The following is a 20,051-nucleotide window of genomic DNA, read 5'->3' on the forward strand; positions in this document are numbered from 1 at the left end:
AGAGAGAACGGTTTCCCGCACCCGCACCTCGCACCCGCATCCCGCACCCGCATCCCACCTCGCCCCACTCACCTCGCCCCACTCACCTCACCCCTCCTCACCCCACTCACTCACCCCCACCGACCGACCCGACGACCGGGGTAATCCCTAGGCGGTGACAGGCACATGGCACTGGGTTCGACCATCGCCCCGTACGAGCTGCGTTTCGACGCCGGGCGGATCTGTCTGGATCTGCTCGCGACCACGCATCCCGAGGAACGGCTCGACGTGCCGGAGCCGCTCCGCGCGTGGATCGTCCGATCGGGGCTCGTCCCCGCGGCCACCCCGCTCGCGCACGTCGATTCCGGCTGGCTTGTCGGGTTTCGTGAACTGCGGGGGCAGGTGGGTCAGTTGGTGCGCAGGAGCAGCGGTTCCGACACCCGGACCTATGACCTCGCCCTCGCCCGCGTCAACGACCTCGCCCGCGCCGCACCCCCCGCCCCCCGTGCCGTACGCGATGAAGAGGGCGTGCTGGTGCGGGAGTTGGACGGGACTCCGGGGTGCGACGCGCTGCTCGCGGTCATCGCGCGGGACGCCGTGGAACTGCTCACCGATCCCGTCGCGCGGGCCTCGCTGAGGGAGTGCGCGGGGGACAACTGCCCGATCGTTTATCTGGATTCGTCCCGGGGGCGACGGAGGCGTTGGTGCTCCAGTGAGGTCTGCGGGAACCGCGAAAGAGTGGCTCGGCATCGGCGGCGCGCCGCGCTCGCCCGAGCCTGAGAATCCCTTATGCGGCTTCTGTGAAGTGACGGGACGTCAATTGTCGAAGTGATTTCGACAACAGTGCGTTTCACTCCGGCACGGTCCGGGCAGCCCTCGTGATCTTGCTCGTGTGGTGGAAATGTAAAGATCGTACGGTGGGAATGTGCACTCATGTCCCGCTCGTCACGTCAGTTCAAAGAAAACTGTCGCCTCACGTTGAACACCCGACCACCCGCCCGCGTACCTCTCCCTGAGCGACCGACTGGGGGAACCCCCGGACACCGGAGGTGGGCGTGCGCAAGGATTCCGTCGTGGCCAATGAACACGCACCGAGGGCCCGACATCGCATGTCCCAGTCCTCGGAACCTGATGAGGAGCTGATGCGTGCCCTGTACCGAGAGCACGCCGGACCCTTGCTCGCCTATGTGTTGCGGCTCGTCGCCGGGGACCGGCAGCGTGCCGAGGACGTGGTGCAGGAGACGCTCATCCGGGCCTGGAAGAACGCCGGCCAGCTCAACCGGGCGACCGGATCGGTACGACCCTGGCTTGTGACGGTGGCACGGCGCATCGTCATCGACGGTCACCGCAGCCGGCAGGCCCGGCCGCAGGAGGTGGACCCGTCGCCGCTGGAGGTCATCCCCGCGGAGGACGAGATCGACAAGGCGTTGTGGCTGATGACACTGTCGGACGCGCTGGACGACCTGACCCCGGCCCACCGGGAGGTGCTCGTCGAGACGTACTTCAAGGGGCGTACCGTCAATGAGGCGGCCGAGACGCTTGGCATCCCCAGTGGCACGGTGCGCTCAAGGGTGTTCTACGCCCTTCGATCGATGAAGCTTGCTCTGGAGGAGCGGGGGGTGACGGCATGAGCATGTACGGGGGATACGGAACGGGTAGTCCTGGTTCCACGCAGGGATCTCAGGGCTCGAACGAACACGAGACCGTCGGCGCCTACGCCCTCGGGATTCTCGACGACACCGAAGCAACCGCTTTCGAGGCCCATCTCGCCACCTGCGAATGGTGCGCCCAGCAGCTCGACGAGCTGGCCGGGATGGAACCGATGCTGGCGGCGCTCGCGGATCTGCCGGGCACCGGCACCCCGGCCATCGCCGAGTCCCTGGCCGCGAAACCCAGTCCACGACTGGTGGAGCGGCTGGTCGACGACGTCGGCGACCGTCGGGCCCTGAAGCGTCGGCGCAGTTTCTACATGATCGCCGCCGCGGCGGCCCTGATCATCGCGGGACCGCTGGCCGTCATCGCGGCCAACGGCGGCGACAGTTCGGGCCAGAGAGGCTCGGTGGCCGTGGGCACCGCGAAGACCACCTTCGAAAACCTGTCCGACAAGGTCACGGCGACGGACGCGAGCACCAAGGTCACCGCGACCGTGGCGATGTCCAAGAAGGACTGGGGCACCCTCGGGGTCGTCGAGCTCAAGAACGTCAAGGGCCCGCTGAAGTGCTCCCTGATCGCCGTCGGCAAGAACGGCGAACGCGAGACCATGAGCTCCTGGTCGGTCCCGGCCTGGGGTTACGGCATCGCGAACGCCACGAAGGCCGAGGCCAAGAACCCGCTCTACGCCCAGGGCGGCGCGGCCTTCACGCCGAACGAGATCGACCACTTCGAGGTCATGACCTTCGACGGCAAGAAGCTCGTGGCAGTGGACGCGTAAGCACCGGTACAACCGGCCGGTTGTGGTGTGTGGGGCCCGGAACGCGGAAGGTGCGCGTGCCGGGCCCCGCGTCTTTGTCAAGATCCACCGGGCAGGCCCCTCACTACCGAGGCCTTTTTTCGCGTACGGTTGACGGCTGCCCAGCACGTCAGAAGGGGGCCCGGTGGCCGCACAGGCTCAACAGGAGACCGCGCTCGACACGGTGTCCGACAAATCCGCCCAGGATTCACTACGGGACCGGGAGATCAGCGTCGAACAGGCACACCTGGACCGGGTGTACCAGCGGCTCGAAGAGAAGATCCACGAGGCCGAGTTCCTCATGAACGACGCGGCCAAGCGCGGCCAGGTCGGCACGCCCGGCGCGCTCGCCGAACGGGACGCACAGGTGTTCCGCGCCGGTATCCACCTCAACCGGCTCAACAACGAGTTCGAGGACTTTCTCTTCGGCAGGATCGACCTCCTGCTCGGGAAGGACGGCCAGAAGGGGCCCGACGGCGCCTACACCGCCGTGGAGCCGGCTGAAGGCGCTGTCCGGGACGACAGCACCGCCGACATCGCCGAGACGCTGCACATCGGCCGTATCGGAGTCCTCGACTCCGAGTACGCGCCCCTCGTCATCGACTGGCGGGCGCCCGCCGCCGCGCCCTTCTACCGGTCCACGCCGGTCGACCCGGGGCGGGTCGTACGGCGGCGGGTCATCCGGTCCAAGGGGCGGCGGGTCCTCGGGGTCGAGGACGACCTGATGCGGCCGGAGTTGACCGCCTCCCTCGACGGCGAGCAGCTCGCCGTCATCGGCGACGGTGCCCTCATGGCCGCGCTCGGCCAGGCCCGCAGCCACACCATGCGCGACATCGTGGCGTCGATCCAGGCCGAGCAGGACCTGGTGATCCGCGCCCCCGCCGCCTCGGTGACGTACGTCGAGGGCGGCCCGGGGACCGGTAAGACGGCCGTCGCCCTGCACCGCGCCGCCTACCTGCTCTACCAGGACCGGCGCCGGTACGCGGGTGGCATCCTCATCGTCTCGCCGACCCCGCTGCTGGTCGCGTACACCGAGGGCGTCCTGCCGTCCCTCGGCGAGGAGGGCCAGGTCGCCATCCGGGCCATCGGCTCGCTCGTCGACGGCGCCGAGGCCACCCTGTACGACTCCCCGGCCGTGGCCCGCGCGAAGGGGTCGTACCGGATGCTCGCGGTGCTGCGGAAGGCCGCGCGCGGGGCCTTGGAGCGGAGCGATGCGTCGAACCGGCTGCGGGTCGTCGCCTTCGGGCGCCGGCTCGAACTGGAGGCCGCCGACCTGGAGCGCGTCCGGCAGAGCGCGCTCAGCGGTACGGCCCCGGTCAACATGCTGCGGCCGCGCGCCCGCAAGCTGCTCCTGGACGCCCTGTGGGAGCGCTCCGGTTCGGCAGGCCGGCACACCGACCCCGAACTGGCCGCCGAACTGCGCTCGTCCTTCGACGAGGACATCGCGAGCGAGGACGACTTCATCGCGTTCCTCGACGCCTGGTGGCCCGAACTCACCCCGCGCTCCGTCCTGGCGTCGATGTCCGACGAGCGCAGGCTCGGCCGCTGGGCCCGGCGCATCCTCAACCCCGGCGAGGTCCGCAGGGTCGCCCGCGCGCTGAAGCGGGACGGGCTCTCGGTCCACGACGTGGCGATCCTCGACGAACTCCAGGCGATCCTCGGCACCCCGGCCCGCCCCCGTAAGCGGCGCGACCTGGATCCGCTGGACCAGCTCACCGGCCTCGAAGAGCTGATGCCCGTACGCGAGGAGTCGCAGCGCGAACGGGCCGAGCGGCTCGCCCAGGAGCGCGTCGAGTACGCGCACGTCATCGTCGACGAGGCCCAGGACCTCACCCCGATGCAGTGGCGCATGGTCGGCCGCCGCGGCCGGCACGCCACCTGGACGGTCGTAGGCGACCCGGCCCAGTCCTCCTGGTCCGACCCCGACGAGGCCGCCGAGGCCCGCGACGAGGCCCTCGGCTCCCGCCCCCGCCGCCGCTTCACCCTCACGGTCAACTACCGCAACCCCGCCGAGATCGCCGAACTGGCGGCGAAGGTCCTGGCCCTGGCGATGCCCGGCTCCGAGTCCCCGTCCGCGGTCCGCTCGACGGGAGTGAAGCCTCACTTCGCCGTCGTACGGAACTCGCTCGCCGAGTCCGTCCGCGCGGAGGCTGCTCAACTGCTCGACCGCGTCGACGGCACCGTCGGCGTGGTCGTCGCCATGAACCGCCGTGAGGAGGCCCGCCGTTGGCTCACCGGCCTCGGGGACCGGGTCGTAGCCCTCGGCAGCCTGGAGGCCAAGGGTCTGGAGTACGACGCGACGGTCGTCGTATCGCCCGCGGAGATCGCCGACGAGTCGCCCGCCGGGCTCCGTGTCCTGTACGTCGCCCTCACCCGTGCGACCCAGCAACTCACGGTCGTCTCGGCCGAGCGGGACGAGCCGGACGCGAACGGGGTGCCGGACCTTCTCAGGGACTAATACGGTGAACCTTCGGGATGGGAATGGTCTTACGGGATCTGTTTGTTAGCCTGGATGTGACACCGGCCCGATCCAAGCCCCCGGGCCCAACCTTCGTCGCTTAGAGCGACCACTTGCCGCGAGGCGAGCATGGCGGGTCGGTGTCATTGCTTGTCAGAGAGGTCCCCGTCACGGGAAAAGTGACGGGGGCCTCTTTTTCTCGCGAACCGTTGAGAACAAAACGTTCGCAATCGGGGGCGGCTAACGCCTACCCGACAGTAGGTGCGACCATCGGAGCGCGTACTCAGCTCAACGGTGAAAGCAGAGGAAGTCGGCCATGGCTACGGCGCCCAGCGTCTCCTACTCGATCACGGTCCGTCTGGAGGTGCCCGCCAGCGGAACGGCGGTATCCCAGATCACCACGGCCGTGGAGTCCCACGGAGGCTCGGTGACCGGCCTCGACGTGACCGCCTCCGGCCACGAGAAGCTCCGGATCGACGTCACCATCGCGGCGTCCTCGACGGCCCACGCCGACGAGATCGTCCAGCAGCTGCGCGGCATCGAGGGCGTCACCCTGGGCAAGGTCTCGGACCGTACGTTCCTCATGCACCTCGGCGGCAAGATCGAGATGCAGTCCAAGCACCCGATCCGCAACCGTGACGACCTCTCGATGATCTACACCCCGGGCGTGGCCCGCGTGTGCATGGCGATCGCGGAGAACCCCGAGGACGCGCGCCGCCTCACCATCAAGCGCAACTCCGTCGCGGTCGTGACGGACGGCTCGGCGGTGCTGGGCCTCGGCAACATCGGTCCCATGGCCGCGCTCCCGGTCATGGAGGGCAAGGCGGCCCTGTTCAAGCGGTTCGCCGGCATCGACGCCTGGCCGCTGTGCCTGGACACCCAGGACACCGACGAGATCGTCGCGATCGTCAAGGCGATCGCCCCGGGCTTCGCCGGCATCAACCTGGAGGACATCTCCGCGCCGCGCTGCTTCGAGATCGAGGCCCGGCTGCGCGAGGCCCTCGACATCCCCGTCTTCCACGACGACCAGCACGGCACCGCGATCGTGGTCCTCGCCGCGCTGACGAACGCCCTGCGGGTCGCCGGCAAGGGCATCGGTGACATCCGGGTCGTCATGTCCGGCGCGGGCGCGGCCGGTACGGCCATCCTCAAGCTGCTGCTCGCCGCCGGCGTCAAGAACGCGGTGGTCGCCGACATCCACGGTGTCGTGCACGCCGGCCGCGAGGACCTGGTGGACGCCAAGCCCGACTCGCCGCTGCGCTGGATCGCCGACAACACCAACGTCGAGGGCCTCACGGGCACCCTGAAGGAGGCCGTGCGCGGCGCCGACGTCTTCGTGGGCGTCTCCGCCCCGAACGTCCTCGACGGCGACGACGTGGCCGCGATGGCCGAGGGCGCGATCGTGTTCGCGCTCGCGAACCCCGACCCCGAGGTCGACCCGACGATCGCCCGTCAGACGGCGGCGGTTGTGGCCACGGGCCGCTCGGACTTCCCGAACCAGATCAACAACGTGCTGGTCTTCCCGGGTGTCTTCCGCGGTCTGCTGGACGCGCAGTCCCGCACCGTCAACACCGAGATGATGCTCGCCGCGGCGACCGCACTCGCGAACGTGGTGACCGAGGACGAGCTGAACGCGAACTACATCATCCCCAGCGTCTTCAACGACAAGGTCGCCGGCGCGGTCGCGGGCGCGGTCCGTGACGCGGCGAAGGCGGCGGGAGTGGTGGCGGCCTCGACGGCGCCCTCCGCGTCGTAGAACCCCTCGAACGGCGGGTGTGCGGCGGTTGTGAGGATCGCCACGGACGCTCACGCACCGGCGCGTCGCGGAACCCGGGGCCTTCGGCAGCCGTTTATCGTGGCGGCCAGGTTTCGGGCCTTCCAGGCCCGGCCCTCGCTGCCGGGAGCCGACGGAGCGTCATCACGCAGAGGGCGTGGCGCTCTTCGTGTGACTCCCAAGGGTGTTCTCGCGACTCCTACGGGTGCCGGATTGGCTTTCCCGCCGCAGGTAGGGGCAGGATGCGTCTTCGGGCGCGAGGGTCTGGACGACGGACCCGGGTCCGGGGACTCACCGAGGACCCTGGCAGCATCGGCTTCACCGTGCCCGATATGCGGCTCCGCCGCGTGGCACGCCTCAAACGGCAAGAAGAACACGGGAGTAACAACATGAACCGCAGTGAGCTGGTGGCCGCGCTGGCCGACCGTGCCGAGGTGACCCGCAAGGACGCCGACGCCGTTCTGGCCGCGTTCGCCGAGACCGTCGGCGAGATCGTCTCCAAGGGTGACGAGAAGGTCACCATCCCCGGCTTCCTGACCTTCGAGCGCACCCACCGTGCCGCTCGCACCGCGCGCAACCCGCAGACCGGCGACCCGATCAACATCCCCGCCGGTTACAGCGTCAAGGTGTCCGCGGGCTCGAAGCTCAAGGAAGCCGCCAAGGGCAAGTAGGCCTTCGCGTACGCGACGGGATTGCGTACGAGGCTCAAGTAACGCGAATGGGGCGGCCACCCGGACCGGGTGGCCGCCCCATCGTCGTACAACCGGCTGCTAGCCGAGCGCCTTGCCCGGGAGTTCGACCTTCGCGCCCAGCTCCACGAGCTTCTCCATGAAGTTCTCGTAGCCGCGGTTGATGAGGTCGATGCCGTGGACGCGGGACGTGCCCTGGGCCGCCAGCGCCGCGATGAGGTACGAGAAGCCGCCGCGGAGGTCGGGGATGACCAGGTCGGCGCCCTGGAGGCGGGTCGGGCCCGAGACGACCGCCGAGTGCAGGAAGTTGCGCTGGCCGAAGCGGCAGTGCGAGCCGCCCAGGCACTCGCGGTAGAGCTGGATGTGCGCGCCCATCTGGTTGAGCGCGGAGGTGAAGCCCAGCCGGGACTCGTAGACCGTCTCGTGCACGATGGAGAGGCCCGTCGCCTGCGTGAGGGCGACGACCAGCGGCTGCTGCCAGTCCGTCTGGAAGCCGGGGTGCACGTCCGTTTCGAGCGCGATGGACTTCAACTGGCCGCCGGGGTGCCAGAAGCGGATGCCCTCGTCGTCGATCGCGAAGGCACCGCCCACCTTCCGGTAGGTGTTGAGGAACGTCATCATCGAGCGCTGCTGCGCGCCCTTGACGTAGATGTTGCCCTCGGTCGCCAGCGCCGCCGACGCCCAGGACGCGGCCTCCAGACGGTCCGGGAGGGCCGCGTGGGTGTAGCCGCCGAGCGAGTCCACACCGGTGATGCGGATCGTGCGGTCGGTGTCCATGGCGATGATCGCGCCCATCTTCTGCAGTACGCAGATGAGGTCCTCGATCTCCGGTTCCACGGCCGCGTTGGCGAGTTCGGTGACGCCCTCCGCCAACACCGCGGTCAGCAGCACCTGTTCGGTCGCGCCCACGGACGGGTACGGCAGCTGGATCTTCGTGCCGCGCAGCCGCTGCGGGGCCTCCAGATACTGGCCGTCCGCCCGCTTCTCGATCTTCGCGCCGAACTGCCGCAGCACCTCGAAGTGGAAGTCGATCGGCCGGCCGCCGATGTCGCAGCCGCCCAGCCCCGGGATGAACGCGTGCCCGAGCCGGTGCAGCAGCGGACCGCAGAACAGGATCGGGATGCGCGACGAGCCCGCGTGGGCATCGATGTCGGCGACGTTGGCGCTCTCCACGTGCGACGGATCGAGCACCAGCTCGCCCGGCTCCTCACCCGGACGGACCGTCACCCCGTGCAGTTGCAGGAGTCCGCGTACGACACGAACGTCACGGATGTCCGGAACGTTGCGCAGTCGACTTGGCTCACTGCCCAGCAGGGCGGCGACCATGGCCTTGGGTACGAGGTTCTTCGCACCGCGGACACGGATCTCGCCCTCCAGCGGGGTTCCGCCGTGGACAAGCAGTACGTCGTCTGAGCCGTTGACGGTCATGAATCTCGCGTTCCGTGGAGTTGGGCAGGGGCCGAAGACGTAAGCGTAATGGCCGCCCACCCCCCTCCTGTAAGCCCAAGGAGTACCCAGCTACGTCATAGCTGTGTCACAACACGAACCGTTCCCAATCGGGCACATGGGGTCACAGGGTGGGGGTGTGCGCTTCGGACGCTTCGGTGCGCCCTGAGCTGCGTTCACTCAGGTACCCGCATTGCCTCCCCCATCACGGGGAAGATGCGGGATCATGTCAGGCATGACCGAGGTGTCCTCGCTCACAGGGCGGTTGCTCGTGGCAACACCCGCCCTGGCGGACCCGAACTTCGACCGCGCGGTGGTGCTCCTTCTCGACCACGACGAGGAGGGCTCCCTCGGTGTCGTCCTCAACCGCCCGACGCCCGTGGACGTCGGCGACATCCTGGAGGGCTGGGCGGATCTCGCCGGCGAACCGGGCGTCGTCTTCCAGGGCGGCCCGGTCCAGCTGGACTCGGCCCTCGGCGTCGCCGTCATCCCGGGCGGCGCGACCGGCGAGAGCACCCCGCTCGGCTGGCGGCGCGTGCACGGAGCGATCGGACTCGTCGACCTGGAGGCCCCGCCGGAGCTGCTCGCCGCGGCACTCGGCTCGCTGCGGATCTTCGCCGGGTACGCGGGTTGGGGGCCCGGGCAGCTGGAGAACGAACTGGTGGAGGGCGCCTGGTACGTCGTCGAGTCGGAGCCCGGTGACGTGTCCTCGCCGTCCCCGGAGAGACTCTGGCGCGAGGTGCTGCGCCGCCAGCGCAGCGAGCTGGCGATGGTGGCGACGTATCCGGACGACCCTTCCCTGAACTGAGGGGCCCTTCGCGGAACTGATGCCGGTGGGCTTCAGTACCCTTGGCACTATGAGCACTCTTGAGCCCGAGCGCGGGACTGGTACGGGGACCCTCGTAGAGCCGACGCCCCAGGTGTCGCACGGTGACGGGGACCATGAGCGCTTCGCCCATTACGTCCAGAAGGACAAGATCATGGCGAGCGCCCTCGACGGCACTCCCGTGGTGGCGTTGTGCGGCAAGGTCTGGGTGCCGGGGCGCGACCCGAAGAAGTACCCGGTGTGTCCCATGTGCAAGGAGATCTACGAGTCCATGGGCTCGGGCGGGGACGGCGACAAGGGCAAGGGCGGCGACAAGTAGCCGTTCGGCCGGTCCGACTTTCTGAGGCTCTCGGTTTCTGAGGCCCTCGGGGCGCGCTTCGGTGCGCCCCGAGGGCCTTTTGCATGTTTCGACGGCTTTTCGGCGGGCTTTCGCGTGTCACGAAGTGGTTGAGACCTCTTGTGGCGGCGTTCATCTACTCCTTAATCTCCGTGGTGTTGTGCAGCGCGAAACGCCCATTGCATATGTTGCAACGCACGCCCGGATTCCCGGAGGAACGCTCCATGAAGCTCGCCCCCCGATTCGCCGTACTCGTGGCGGCCGCCGCTGTCGTCGCCGGCTGCGCGCCCCAGACCTCCGACAACTCGTCCTCCGACAAGGACGACCAGAGCGGCACCCTGCGGGTGTGGCTCTTCCAGGAGGTCGGCAACGACCCGAAGGCGAAGGTCGTCGACTCCGTGGTCGCCGCCTTCGAGAAGGCGCACAAGGACACCAAGGTCGACGTCGAGTACATCCCGATCGACACCCGCGCCCAGCGCGTGAAGGCCGCCTTCAACGACCCGAAGTCCGCGCCCGACGTCATGGAGTACGGCAACACCGACACGGCCGGCTATGTGAAGGACGGCGGACTCCTCGACGTCACCAAGGACTTCGGCGCGTGGAGCGAGGCCAAGGACACCGACCCGACCGCGAAGCAGTCCGTCACGGTCGACGGCAAGATGTACGGCTCCCCGTTCTACGTCGGCGTCCGCGCCCTGTACTACCGCACCGACGTCTTCAAGGACCTGGGCCTCCAACCCCCCAAGACCATGGCCGAGTTGGCGGCCACCGCCCGGAAGATCCACAAGGCGAAGTCCGACCTCTACGGCCTTGTCGTCGGCGGCGCCTACACGTACGGCGCGATGCCCTTCGTGTGGGCCAACGGCGGCGAACTCGCCACGGCCGAGGGGGGTTCGTACACCTCCGCGATCGACAGCGCCGCCGCCCAGAAGGGCATCAAGGCCTACACCTCCCTCTTCACGAGCGACAACTGTCCCGCCGCCAAGTGCGCGGTGATGGGCGGCAACGACACGATCACCGCGTTCGCGGCCGGCAGGGCGGGCATGGCGATCGGGGGCGACTTCAGCCACACGGCTGTCGAGGCGGGCAAGGTCAAGGGCAAGTACGCGGTCGTGCCGTTGCCGGGTGTCGCGTCCGGGTCTGTCGCCCCTGCGTTCGCCGGGGGCAACAACATCGGTGTCCTGAAGAGCACTTCGCACCGCACGCTCGCGGTGGACCTGATGGAGCAGCTCACCTCGAAGACGACGCAGGCGTCCATGTTCGACGCGATGGGGTTCCTGCCGACGTTCACCGACGTCCGGGACGCGGCTGCGGCGAAGGTGCCGTTCGAGAAGCCGTTCGTTCAGACGCTGGCCGCGGGGACGAAGTTCGTTCCTGCGTCGCCCGGTTGGTCCGAGATCGACTCCTCGCTGGTGCTGCCGACGATGTTGCAGGAGGTCATCAGCGGCAAGAAGGACGTGGCGGCGGCTTCGAAGGACGCGGCCAAGAAGATGAACGACGCGTTCAGCTCCGCGGGTTGAGCGGATGGCGCCCAATAGCTCGTTGACCGCGGACCGTTCGCGGGCGCGGGCCCGTCGTGGCCGATCGCGCAGTTCCCCGCGCCCCTTGGGGGGTTGGACGACTCCTTGGATCTATCTTGCCCCGGCTCTCGTCGTCCTAGGTGGGTTGCTCGTCTACCCCATCTATCAGCTCGGCCTGATCTCCTTCTTCCAGTACACACAGGCCCAGGTCAGTGGTGGGGAACCGACGACCTTCGAGGGGGTCGGGAACTACTCCGCGCTCTTCTCGGACAGTCAGTTCTGGCAAGTACTGCTGGCCACCGTGCTGTTCGCGGGGGCGTGTGTGGTGTCGACGCTCGCCGTCGGGTGTGCGCTCGCCGTGCTGCTCACGCGCGTGCGTGCCGTGCCCCGACTCGTGCTGATGCTGGCCGCGTTGGGGGCGTGGGCGACGCCGGCGGTGACCGGTTCGACGGTCTGGCTGCTGCTCTTCGACCCGGACTTCGGGCCGGTGAACCGCATCCTGGGCCTCGGTGACCACTCCTGGACGTACGGGCGCCTCAGCGCGTTCTTCCTCGTGCTGCTCGAAGTGGTGTGGTGCTCCTTCCCGTTCGTGATGGTGACGGTCTACGCCGGGATTCGCGCCGTGCCCTCCGAGGTGCTGGAGGCCGCCGCTCTGGACGGGGCCTCGCAGTGGCGGATCTGGCGGTCGATCCTCACCCCGATGCTGCGGCCGATCCTGACCGTCGTCACCATTCAGTCCGTCATCTGGGACTTCAAGGTCTTCACCCAGATCTACGTCATGACCAACGGCGGCGGCATCGCGGGCCAGAACCTCGTGCTGAACGTGTACGCCTACCAACAGGCGTTCGCGTCCTCGAAGTACAGCCTCGGCTCGGCGATCGGTGTCGTCATGCTGCTGATGCTGCTCGCCGTCACGCTGGTCTATCTGCGCCTGCTGCGCAGGCAGGGGGAGGAGCTGTGAGTCTGCTTCGCGGTCTTGACGGCTTTGTACGACGACCCCGGCGGCCCTGGCGGCTCGCTGCCGAGGCCTCCGCGCTGCTGATCGCGGTCGTCGTCGCCTTCCCCCTCTATTGGATGGTGCTCAGCGCCTTCAAACCGGCCGGGGAGATCGAGTCGAGCGAGCCCCGGCCGTGGACGCTCGCGCCCTCTCTGGACTCGTTCCGGCGGGTGTTCGGGCAGCAGGAATTCGGCCGTTACTTCGTCAACAGCCTTGTCGTGGCGTGCTCGGTGGTCATCGTCTCGGCGCTGATCGCCTTTCTCGCCGCGACGGCGGTGACGCGATTCCGGTTCCGCTTCCGGACCACCCTCCTGATCATGTTCCTGGTGGCCCAGATGGTGCCCGTGGAAGCGCTGACGATCCCCCTGTTCTTCACCATGCGGGGGCTCGGGCTGCTGAACACCCTGGGGTCGCTGATCCTGCCTCAGATCGCGTTCTCGCTGCCGTTCGCGATCTGGATGCTGCGGGGGTTCGTGAAAGCCGTACCGGACGCGCTGGAGGAGGCCGCGTACATCGACGGGGCGAGCCGGACGCGATTCCTGTGGCAGATCCTTTTCCCGCTCGTCTTCCCGGGGTTGGTCGCCACGAGCGTGTTCTCCTTCATCTCGGCCTGGAACGACTTCCTCTTCGCCAAGTCCTTCATCATCAGCGACACTTCCCAGTCGACCCTGCCGATGGCCCTGTTGGTCTTCTACAAGCCCGACGATCCCGACTGGGGCGGGGTCATGGCGGCCTCCACGGTGATGACGATTCCGGTGCTGGTGTTCTTCGTACTCGTACAGCGACGTCTGGTCTCGGGGCTGGGCGGAGCGGTTAAGGACTGACGTGACCGACGTGACCGACGTGACTTCAGAGACGGAACTGATTCCGGCGCCGAGCAGCGTCGCGCACGCACTGCCCGGCGGGGGCGTGGGCTACATCCTCGACGCGGGGACCGAGATCGACGCGGGCCCCGGCACCGAGCGGGTGGCGCAGTGGCTGCGGGCCACCGTCGGCGCGGCGACCGGACTGCCCCTGTCACCTCACCGGGACAGCGGAAACCGCATCATGCTGCGCGTCGGCCCGGGGGAGTCCGACGACCCGGAGGCGTACACCCTGATCGTGGACGGGTATCTGGTCCACCTCTGGGGGGCCGATGAACCCGGCCTGTTCTACGCCGCCCAGACCCTCCGTCAACTCCTCGGCCCCGAGGCATTCCGCCGCGCCCCGGTCACTGCCGAGCGGCGCTGGGAACTGCCCGCGGTCAGCATCCGCGACGCCCCCCGTTTCCCCTGGCGCGGCCTCATGCTCGACGTAGCCCGGCACTTCATGCCCAAGGAAGGCGTCCTGCGCTACCTGGATCTCATGGCGGCGCACAAACTCAACGTCTTCCACTTCCACTTGACGGACGACCAGGGCTGGCGCGTACAGATCAAGCGGTACCCGAAGCTGACCGAGATCGGCTCCTGGCGGGCGCGCACGAAATTCGGCCACCGTGCCTCACAGCTGTGGGACGACAAGCCCCACGGCGGCTACTACACGCAGGACGACATCCGCGAGATCGTCGCCTACGCCGCCGAGCGGCATATCACCGTGGTCCCGGAAATCGACGTACCGGGACACTCGCAGGCCGCCATCGCCGCGTATCCGGAACTCGGCAACACCGACGTCATAGACACCAACTCCCTCTCCGTCTGGGACACCTGGGGCATCAACCCGAACGTACTCGCCCCCACTGACAACACCCTGCGCTTCTACGAGGGGGTGTTCGAGGAACTCCTGGAGCTGTTCCCCTCGGAGTTCATTCACGTCGGCGGTGACGAATGCCTCAAGGACCAGTGGAAGCAGTCGGCGATCGCGCAGGCGCGCATCGCGGAACTCGGGCTCGCGGACGAGGACGAGTTGCAGTCGTGGTTCATCGGACACTTCGACAAGTGGCTCTCCGCGCGCGGGAGAAGGCTCGTCGGGTGGGACGAGATCCTGGAGGGCGGGCTCGCGGAGGGGGCGGTCGTGTCGTCCTGGCGTGGTTTCGAGGGCGGGATCACCGCCGCCCGCGCCGGGCACGACGTCGTCATGTGCCCCGAGCAGTATGTGTACTTGGACTGGCGGCAGGCCCCCGGCGAGGACGAGCCCGTGCCGATCGCCCATGTGCGCAGCCTGGAGGACGTCTACCGCTTCGAGCCGGTTCCCGAGCGGCTCAGTGAGGACGAGGCCCGTCATGTGCTGGGCGCGCAGGCCAACGTGTGGACCGAGGTGATGGAGGACCACGCACGCGTGGACTACCAGACGTTCCCCCGGCTCGCGGCCTTCGCCGAGGTCGCCTGGAGCGCTCTTCCGGCGCCCGCGGAACGGGACTTCGCCGACTTCGAGCGCCGGATGGCCGCCCACTACCCGCGCCTCGACGCCCTGGGGGTCGCCTACCGTCCGCCCACCGGACCACTGCCGTGGCAGCGACGCCCCGGCGTGCTCGGACGACCCAAGGACGGTCCGCCCCCGAACGCGTAGAACCCGTAAGGGAAAAAGCCCCCAGGAGTCACCGTTGAGTGGCAATCCGCGTGTACCGGTGATGCCGTACGAAAACGGACCATCTCCCCGATGAGGCGGGCGAATGCCTCCTAGCGGACCCCCGCGCTCGGGTCTTGCGAAGATGTGCCAGAGTTGCCACGTCCGCCCTGTCAGCACGTACCGTACGGCAGCAACAGGTGGGACCAGGTGGGGCAGCGGGAAGGGGCAGCCGGTTTGACCACGCACGCACCGCAGGCGGGGCAGTCCGTCACGCTGCCCACAACGCTGGACGAGGCCGTGGCGGCGCTCACGGACCTGCCCACGGCCGTTCCCGTGGCCGGTGGCACCGACCTCATGGCGGCCGTCAACTCGGGGCAGCTCAGGCCCAGCGCGCTGGTCGGTCTCGGGCGGATCAGCGAGATCCGCGGCTGGCAGTACCAGGACGGGCACGCGCTGCTCGGCGCGGGCCTCACGCATGCCCGGATGGGCCGCCCCGACTTCGCCGCCCTCATCCCGGCGCTCGCCGCCTCCGCGCGTGCCGCGGGCCCGCCGCAGATCCGCAACGCGGGCACCCTGGGCGGCAACATCGCCTCGGCCGCGCCCACCGGGGACGCGCTGCCCGTACTGGCCGCCCTGGAGGCGACGCTGATCATCGCGGGCCAGGACGGAGCCCGCCGGGAGATCCCGGTGTCGCACCTCCTGGCCGGCGTGGAGATGCTGCGCGGCGGCGAACTCATCGGCTTCGTGCGCGTGCCGCTGCTGCACGCCCCGCAGGTCTTCCTGAAGGCCACCGGCAGGACCGGCCCCGGGCGCTCGGTCGCGTCCGTCGCGGTCGTCCTCGACCCTGCCCGCCGCGGGGTCAGGTGCGCCGTCGGAGCCATAGCGCCGATGCCGCTGAGACCGCTGGACGCCGAACAGTGGGTGGCCCGGCTGATCGACTGGGACAACAGCCGCACGATCGTCCCCGAGGCCTTGAGCGCCTTCGGGGAGTACGTCGCCGCGGCCTGCATCCCCGACCCGGTACCGGCCGAGGACGGCTCCGTGGAACAGCTTCCGCCCGCGGTACTGCACCTGCGGCGCACCGTCGCCGCACTGGCCCGACGAGCACTCGGGAGGGCGCTGTCGTGACCGACGACCAGCACGGAGAGGGCACCCCTCAGGGTGGCGGACGCTGGGACCCGCTGCCCCAGGGCGACTACGACGACGGCGCCACGGCCTTCGTGAAACTCCCCGAAGGGGGCATCGACGCCCTCCTGGCCGCCCCGGGGCACGGCTATGTGCCGCCGTCCATAACGGCCACCCCCGCCCCGGACGCCGACCCCTCGGGCACCGGCTCCTGGGCGGTGCCCGCCGAGGGCGTCCAGTGGCCCGACCCGAACGCGGTACCGCAGCAGGGGACGGCCGGGGGCGACCAGTTCTCGTACCGCCCCGGGTCCACCGGCCAGTGGACCTTCCAGGACACCAACGCCCCGGACGCGGGCGCCGCTCCCGGTCGCGACGTGACCGGGGAGTGGTCGATCCCCGTCGCCGGCGGTGATCTCCCGGACGAATCGGGCGAGTTCACCACCTCGGCCCTGGTCGAGCAGTGGGGCGGCACCCCGCCGGCCACCCTGCCCGGCGGCGCCCAAGCGCCCTGGGCGACGGACGGCGCGGGCCAGAACTGGGCGCAGCAGGCGTCGGACACCGGAGTGGTCGAGCGGCCCGGCGAGCACACCGACGGACGCGGCCTGGAACACCCGGCCGACCGGTCCGGTACGCACACCACCGGCGAGGTGTCGGCGCGGGCCGCCACCCGGCCGCCCGCCGAGGCGACCCGGCAGCCGTACGGCGAGCCCGGAGACCCGTACGCGCACACCCGTTCCGAAGCACCCGGCGACCCCTACGGCGACGCGCGCGCCGACCGCCACGACGACACCGCCGCCGAACTCGCCGCGGACGACGCACAGTCGGCTCATGGGAGCGGCGCGGCGGGCGACGACGGCGAAGGGCCCGCGGAGGGCGCTGAGGGGCCCGCGGAGACGTCCGCGGCGGTCGATGCGGCCGAGGGTGTCGACGACGCCCCGGAGGCCGCTGAGGCGCCCGTGACGGACGCCGAACCCGACGCGCCGGACGAGGCCGCCGAGCCGGCCCCGAAGATCCCCGGCGAGGAACACCCGCTCGCCTCCTACGTGTTGCGCGTCAACGGCGCCGACCGGCCCGTCACCGACGCCTGGATCGGCGAGTCGCTGCTCTACGTGCTGCGCGAACGCCTCGGCCTCGCGGGCGCCAAGGACGGCTGCTCGCAGGGCGAGTGCGGCGCCTGCAACGTCCAGGTCGACGGACGGCTCGTCGCCTCCTGCCTGGTGCCCGCGGTCACCGCCGCCGGCTCCGAGGTCCGTACGGTCGAGGGTCTCGCCGTCGAGGGGCAGCCCTCGGACGTGCAGCGGGCGCTCGCCAAGTGCGGTGCCGTGCAGTGCGGTTTCTGCGTGCCCGGCATGGCGATGACCGTGCACGACCTCCTGGAGGGCAACCCCGCGCCCACCGAACTGGAGGCACGCCAGGCCCTGTGCGGCAACCTGTGCCGCTGCTCCGGCTACCGGGGTGTCCTGGACGCCGTACAGGAAGTCGTCGCCGAACGTGAGGCGCACGCCGCTGCCGCCGAACCTGAGTCGGACGGCGACGAGGCGCGTATTCCCCACCAGGCGGGGCCCGGGGGCGGTGGCGTCCACCAGTCGGCGTTCGAGTCCCCGCGCACGCAGGACCAGGTCTACGGCCAGGACGGAGGTCAGGCGTGAGCAACGAAGCCGCCACCGCGACCACGGAGGCCGCGCCCGCCCCGGAGCATCCGGGCCATGGCCTGGGCGCCTCGCTCCCGGCCGCCGACGCCCGCGCGAAGACCGAGGGCACCTTCCCGTACGCGGCCGACCTGTGGGCCGAGGGCCTGCTCTGGGCGGCCGTCCTGCGCTCGCCGCACCCGCACGCGCGCATCGTGTCCGTCGACACGTCCCACGCGCGGGACATGCCCGGCGTCCGGGCCGTCATCACCCACGAGGACGTGCCCGGCAGGGACCGCTACGGCCGGGGCACGGCCGACCGCCCGGTGTTCGCCTCCGAGGTCGTACGCCACCACGGGGAGCCCATCGCCGCGGTCGCCGCCGACCACCCCGACACCGCGCGCATGGCCGCCGCGGCCATCATGGTCGAGTACGAAGTACTCGACCCGGTGACCGACCCCGAGCAGGCCTTCGAGGCCGAACCGCTGCACCCCGACGGCAACCTGATCCGGCACATCCCGCTGCGCCACGGCGACCCGGACGCGGTCGCCGACATCGTCGTCGAGGGCCTGTACCGCATCGGCCGCCAGGACCCCGCCCCGATCGGCGCCGAGGCCGGTCTCGCCGTGCCCCGCCCCGACGGCGGCGTCGAGCTGTACATCGCCTCCACGGACCCGCACAACGACCGCGACACGGCCGCCGCCTGCTACGGCCTGGAGCCCGACCGCGTGAAGGTCGTCGTCACCGGCGTCCCCGGTGCCACCGCCGACCGCGAGGACCAGGGCTTCCAACTCCCGCTCGGACTGCTGGCGTTGAAGACCGGCTGCCCGGTCAAACTCACCGCCACGCGCGAGGAGTCCTTCCTCGGCCACACCCACCGCCACCCCACGCTCCTGCGCTACCGCCACCACGCCGACGAGGACGGCCGGCTGGTCAAGGTCGAGGCCCAGGTACTGCTCGACGCGGGCGCCTACGCCGATACCTCCTCGGAGGCCCTGGCCGCCGCCGTCTCCTTCGCCTGCGGCCCGTACGTCGTCCCGAACGCCTTCATCGAGGGCTGGGCCGTGCGCACCAACAACCCGCCCTCGGGACACGTCCGGGGCGAGGGCGCCATGCAGGTCTGCGCCGCCTACGAGGCGCAGATGGACAAGCTCGCCAAGAAGCTCGCCATGGACCCGGCCGAGCTGCGCCTGCGCAACGCCATGGCCACCGGGGACGTCCTCCCGACCGGCCAGACGGTGACCTGCCCGGCACCGGTCGCCGAACTCCTCCAGGCCGTACGGGACTTCCCGCTGCCGCAGCTCCCCAAGGACACCCCCGAGGACGAGTGGCTGCTGCCCGGCGGCCCCGAGGGCGCGGGCGAACCGGGCGCGGTGCGCCGGGGCGTCGGCTACGGCCTCGGCATGGTCCACATGCTCGGCGCCGAGGGCGCCGACGAGGTTTCCACGGCCACGGTGAAGGTCCACGACGGCATCGCTACGGTCCTGTGCGCGGCCGTAGAGACCGGCCAGGGCTTCACCACGCTGGCCCGGCAGATCGTCCAGGAGACCCTCGGTATCGACGAGGTGCACGTCGCCCCTGTAGACACCGATCAGCCGCCCGCCGGCCCTGGTTGCCGAGGACGTCATACCTGGGTATCGGGCGGCGCGGTCGAACGGGCCGCGAAAATGGTCCGCACCCAGCTCCTCCAGCCCCTGGCGCACAAGTTCGGGATGTCGACCGAGCTCCTCCAGATCACCGACGGCAAGATCACCTCGTACGACGGAGTCCTCTCGACGACCGTCACCGAGGCCCTGGACGGCAAGGAACTCTGGGCCACCGCCCAGTGCCGCCCGCACCCGACCGAGCCCCTGGACGAGGCGGGCCAGGGCGACGCCTTCGTAGGGCTCGCCTTCTGCGCGATCCGCGCGGTCGTCGACGTGGACATTGAGCTGGGCTCGGTCCGGGTCGTCGAACTCGCCCTCGCGCAGGACGTCGGCCGCATCCTGAACCCGACCCAGCTGGTCGCCCGCATCGAGGGCGGCGTAACCCAGGGCGTCGGCATCGCACTCACCGAGAACCTGCGCACCGCGCGCGGGTTGATCCGCCACCCCGACCTCACCGGCTACGCCCTGCCCACCGCCCTGGACACCCCCGACATCAAGATCGTGAAACTCGTCGAGGAACGTGACGTGGTCGCCCCCTTCGGGGCGAAGGCGGTCAGCGCGGTACCCGTGGTCACCTCCCCGGCGGCGATCGCGTCCGCCGTACGCGCCGCGACGGGCCGCCCGGTGAACCGGCTGCCGATCCGCCCGCAGGCGGCGGTGGTGACGAACAGCGGTCCCTACGGGCAGTAGGTG

The 20,051-nt window shown here is 69.9% G+C and carries 16 protein-coding genes; 15 read left to right on the forward strand and 1 reads right to left on the reverse strand.

The genetic code is table 11. The annotated features are described in order from the left end of the window. Positions 1-165: 165 nt before the first annotated feature. The 6 genes from OG194_RS28525 (at position 166) to OG194_RS28550 (ending at position 7,331) form a co-directional block, all read left to right on the forward strand. Positions 166-759 carry a CGNR zinc finger domain-containing protein gene (locus OG194_RS28525; RefSeq protein ID WP_327403643.1) on the forward strand — a complete coding sequence of 198 codons (594 nt, stop codon included), beginning with the start codon at positions 166-168 and terminating at the stop codon, positions 757-759. Between the two features lie 329 nt (positions 760-1,088). Beyond that, positions 1,089-1,610 (forward strand): sigma-70 family RNA polymerase sigma factor, encoded by a 522-nt coding sequence (locus tag OG194_RS28530; protein WP_019056398.1) that lies wholly within the window; start codon positions 1,089-1,091, stop codon positions 1,608-1,610. Between the two features lie 2 nt (positions 1,611-1,612). After that, positions 1,613-2,410 (forward strand): anti-sigma factor family protein, encoded by a 798-nt coding sequence (locus tag OG194_RS28535; protein ID WP_442811808.1) that lies wholly within the window; start codon positions 1,613-1,615, stop codon positions 2,408-2,410. Between the two features lie 163 nt (positions 2,411-2,573). Next, complete coding sequence (locus tag OG194_RS28540; RefSeq protein WP_327403645.1) at positions 2,574-4,886, forward strand: HelD family protein; 2,313 nt, start codon at positions 2,574-2,576, stop codon at positions 4,884-4,886. A 316-nt stretch (positions 4,887-5,202) separates the two neighbouring features. After that, a complete protein-coding gene (locus OG194_RS28545; RefSeq protein WP_327403646.1) occupies positions 5,203-6,642 on the forward strand; it encodes an NAD-dependent malic enzyme in 1,440 nt (479 codons plus the stop codon). Between the two features lie 407 nt (positions 6,643-7,049). Next, complete coding sequence (locus OG194_RS28550; protein ID WP_019056394.1) at positions 7,050-7,331, forward strand: HU family DNA-binding protein; 282 nt, start codon at positions 7,050-7,052, stop codon at positions 7,329-7,331. 99 nt (positions 7,332-7,430) lie between these two features. Here OG194_RS28550 and murA read toward each other — a convergent pair whose 3' ends face one another. Next, on the reverse strand, positions 7,431-8,777 hold the full coding sequence (gene murA / locus OG194_RS28555) for a UDP-N-acetylglucosamine 1-carboxyvinyltransferase (protein WP_033286008.1): 1,347 nt from the start codon (positions 8,775-8,777) through the stop codon (positions 7,431-7,433). A gap of 253 nt (positions 8,778-9,030) precedes the next feature. On the opposite strand from murA, the gene OG194_RS28560 reads away from it, so the two are divergent. The 9 genes from OG194_RS28560 to OG194_RS28600 all read left to right on the forward strand — a co-directional run bounded on the left by OG194_RS28560 (position 9,031) and on the right by OG194_RS28600 (position 20,048). Then, the gene (locus tag OG194_RS28560) at positions 9,031-9,603 is read left to right on the forward strand and encodes a YqgE/AlgH family protein (RefSeq protein WP_327403647.1); all 573 of its coding nucleotides are present in this window, start codon (positions 9,031-9,033) and stop codon (positions 9,601-9,603) included. Positions 9,604-9,652: 49 nt separating this feature from the next. Beyond that, on the forward strand, positions 9,653-9,940 hold the full coding sequence (locus tag OG194_RS28565) for a DUF3039 domain-containing protein (protein WP_026178118.1): 288 nt from the start codon (positions 9,653-9,655) through the stop codon (positions 9,938-9,940). Between the two features lie 242 nt (positions 9,941-10,182). Further along, positions 10,183-11,478, forward strand: coding sequence for an extracellular solute-binding protein (locus OG194_RS28570; protein WP_327403648.1), 1,296 nt, complete (start codon positions 10,183-10,185; stop codon positions 11,476-11,478). A gap of 4 nt (positions 11,479-11,482) precedes the next feature. Beyond that, positions 11,483-12,439: a carbohydrate ABC transporter permease gene (locus OG194_RS28575; RefSeq protein ID WP_327403649.1), complete on the forward strand. Its 957-nt coding sequence runs from the start codon at positions 11,483-11,485 to the stop codon at positions 12,437-12,439. Next, entirely contained in the window at positions 12,436-13,299 is an 864-nt protein-coding gene (locus tag OG194_RS28580) for a carbohydrate ABC transporter permease (RefSeq protein ID WP_327403650.1), read from the forward strand. The genes OG194_RS28575 and OG194_RS28580 overlap by 4 nt, the downstream gene beginning before the upstream one ends. Positions 13,300-13,309: 10 nt before the next feature. Beyond that, positions 13,310-14,959: a beta-N-acetylhexosaminidase gene (locus OG194_RS28585; protein WP_327407237.1), complete on the forward strand. Its 1,650-nt coding sequence runs from the start codon at positions 13,310-13,312 to the stop codon at positions 14,957-14,959. 234 nt (positions 14,960-15,193) lie between these two features. Beyond that, positions 15,194-16,087, forward strand: coding sequence for an FAD binding domain-containing protein (locus OG194_RS28590; protein ID WP_327403651.1), 894 nt, complete (start codon positions 15,194-15,196; stop codon positions 16,085-16,087). After that, positions 16,084-17,733 carry a 2Fe-2S iron-sulfur cluster-binding protein gene (locus OG194_RS28595; protein ID WP_327403652.1) on the forward strand — a complete coding sequence of 550 codons (1,650 nt, stop codon included), beginning with the start codon at positions 16,084-16,086 and terminating at the stop codon, positions 17,731-17,733. Before OG194_RS28590 ends, OG194_RS28595 begins: the two co-directional genes overlap by 4 nt. Further along, complete coding sequence (locus OG194_RS28600; RefSeq protein WP_327403653.1) at positions 17,730-20,048, forward strand: xanthine dehydrogenase family protein molybdopterin-binding subunit; 2,319 nt, start codon at positions 17,730-17,732, stop codon at positions 20,046-20,048. The genes OG194_RS28595 and OG194_RS28600 overlap by 4 nt, the downstream gene beginning before the upstream one ends. Positions 20,049-20,051 lie beyond the last annotated feature (3 nt).

It is taken from the genome of Streptomyces sp. NBC_01288, from assembly GCF_035982055.1.
GTDB lineage: Bacteria > Actinomycetota > Actinomycetes > Streptomycetales > Streptomycetaceae > Streptomyces.